Source organism: Actinacidiphila cocklensis, from assembly GCF_907177275.1.
Lineage (GTDB): Bacteria > Actinomycetota > Actinomycetes > Streptomycetales > Streptomycetaceae > Actinacidiphila > Actinacidiphila cocklensis.
Map to the genome: position 1 here is coordinate 1 of NZ_CAJSLV010000006.1, position 2,213 is coordinate 2,213.

At 65.7% G+C, this 2,213-nt stretch carries 1 protein-coding gene and 3 pseudogenes; 2 read left to right on the forward strand and 2 right to left on the reverse strand.

Annotated features, from left to right (window positions below; all coding sequences use genetic code 11):
• Together NFU81_RS02855 and NFU81_RS02860 are read left to right on the forward strand one after the other, a co-directional pair.
• Positions 1-146, forward strand: a pseudogene (locus NFU81_RS02855) (ISAzo13-like element transposase-related protein); the annotation flags it as partial.
• Positions 147-191: 45 nt separating this feature from the next.
• Complete coding sequence (locus NFU81_RS02860) at positions 192-1,247, forward strand: integrase core domain-containing protein (RefSeq protein WP_251484614.1); 1,056 nt, start codon at positions 192-194, stop codon at positions 1,245-1,247.
• A 54-nt stretch (positions 1,248-1,301) separates the two neighbouring features.
• Here NFU81_RS02860 and NFU81_RS02865 read toward each other — a convergent pair.
• Positions 1,302-2,003, reverse strand: a pseudogene (locus NFU81_RS02865) (IS30 family transposase); the annotation flags it as partial.
• Positions 2,004-2,049: 46 nt separating this feature from the next.
• A pseudogene (locus NFU81_RS02870) lies at positions 2,050-2,213 on the reverse strand (transposase); the annotation flags it as partial.

The following is a 2,213-nucleotide window of genomic DNA, read 5'->3' on the forward strand; positions in this document are numbered from 1 at the left end:
CCAATACCGGCTGGGTCAACGTCGGCACCGACCACGACACCGCAGCGTTCGCCGTGGAGTCGATCCGCCGCTGGTGGCACAGCCAGGGCCAGGAAGCCTCGTACTGCTTCAAAATCCGCTCACAACTGCTGACCTGGTCTGATGCTCCCAACCGGACGACCATCCGGCATCATCGCAACGTGCTCGTACGGATGATCTACCTACTGGCCACCCGGATCTTCGCCTGGCTTGTCCTTCTATGCCGATCCTCTGCTGCAAAGAACGCCGAGATCCTGCTTCTCCGGCACGAGGTCACGGTGCTGCGTCGACAGGTCGACACCCCGAAACCGACCTGGCCAGACCGCGCCCTGTTCGCAGCCTTGGCCCGACTGCTGCCGCGGATCCTGCGCAACCACCGGATCGTCTCTCCGCGCACTCTGCTGGCCTGGCACCAGCGCCTGGTCAAGCAGAAGTGGACCCAGCCCAGATCGCCAGGACGGCCACCGATATCCGATGAGCTGCGCGAACTCATCATCCGGCTCGGCGTCGAGAACCCCCGATGGGGCGCCCGCCGCGTCCACGGCGAACTCCGCCGCCTCGGGCACAGGGTCAGCGCAGCCAGCGTCCGCCGCATCCTGCGCCAGGCCGGCCTCGGACCCGCACCGCGACACCAGTCGCCCCGCGGCGAGTGGGCGGCGTTCCTGAAAGCCCAGGCCGGCGGCCTGCTCGCCACGGACTTCTTTCACGTGGACACCATCGGGCTTCAACGGCTGTACGCCCTCTTCGTTATGGAAGTCGGCACCCGCAGCGTTCACATCCTCGGCGTCACCGCTCACCCCACCGCCGCCTGGGCGACCCAGCAAGCCCGGCAACTCATTTGGCAACTCGGTGCCCGCGCTGCCGACTTCACCCACCTCATCCGCGATCGGGACGCCAAGTTCACCGCCGCGTTCGATGCCGTCTTCGCCAGCGAGAACATCGCCGTGACCAAGATTCCCCCGAGGAGCCCGAACTGCAACCCGCACGCCGAACGCTTCGTCCGGTCTGTGCGCGAGGAATGCGCTGACCGGCTCCTGATCTACAACCGCGGCCACGCGCACAAGGTCCTTCACGAGTACGCCACCCACTTCAACCGACACAGACCACACCAGGGCCGAAGGCAGCTCGCTCCCCTCGACGACCCGAACATCATCCCCCTCCCTGCAACCCGGATCGAGCGGCGGCAAGCGGTCACTGGCCTTATCAACGAGTACCACCGGGCAAGTTGATCAAGGGGAAAGGTCCCAGGTCAGAGACGGTGAGGCCGTTTTGAAGCACTACGCGCCTTCCCAGTGTCCGGCGGTCGTGCGGTCCTCGGCCTGTCGTGGGCGGGTGTGGATCGGCCGCATGTTCGGGATCGCGTTCGTCATCGGTATGCCGCGGCGCTGCTTCTTCCGGCGGCCGCGTCCGGTGCGTAGTTTGGCCCGGCGCCTGTCCAGAAGTCCTGCATACAGGGCGCGGTAGATGGTCTCTGGGCTGTCGTTCATGGCCGGGATCCCGGGATGAAGGCGCGCGAGCTGCCGGGAGATCTGCTGCGGCGACCAGCTCTGCTGAAGTTTCTCGCTGACGAAGCCATTCAGCTGGCCGCTGGCGCGGAGCTTTTCCTGCTTGGGCCGGCGTCGGCGGACGAGGGCCTGGTTATGCGCCCACCAAGGGTTGTAGGAGCCGTCGCCCTTCCGGCCTCGCTGAATTTCCCGATAGACCGTCGCTCGGTGCTTGCCGATCTCCTCGGCGATCATCGCGGCTGGACGGCCGGACTGGAGGCCGCCGGCGATGGCGATCCGGTCTTCCTGGGTCAGAAAGCGTGGGTCGATCGGCTTGTCGGCAAGGAGCATGCGTCCAGCGTCTATGAACCACAGCGATCCCGCGCTGGTGGATACGCCCACCTGGCGGGCAGCAGCTGCCCCCTTCAGGCCTTCCCTACGCAGCTCAAAGTACCTCTTCGGTACGGACATCGGCAGTTTGTTGCTGCCGCCTCGTGGCATTGCTTTCATCCCCTCGTGTCGCGACCACCAGTGGAAATCGCCCGTCGTCAAGCGGCTGGTTCTGCCAGCTGGTGATCTCGTCGGCGACCACGTCGGTGATCTTGGAGACCAGGGCCGGTGACACCTCGGAGCCGTAGACCTCCTTCAGGTGCGTGGAGATGTCACGGGTCGTCATCCCGCGTGCATAGAGCGACAGGATCATGTCGTCGA

Excerpts from the sequence above, each read along its gene's own strand:
- NFU81_RS02860 (WP_251484614.1), top strand. The coding sequence starts at position 192 with ATGATCTACCTACTGGCCACCCGGATCTTCGCCTGGCTTGTCCTTCTA.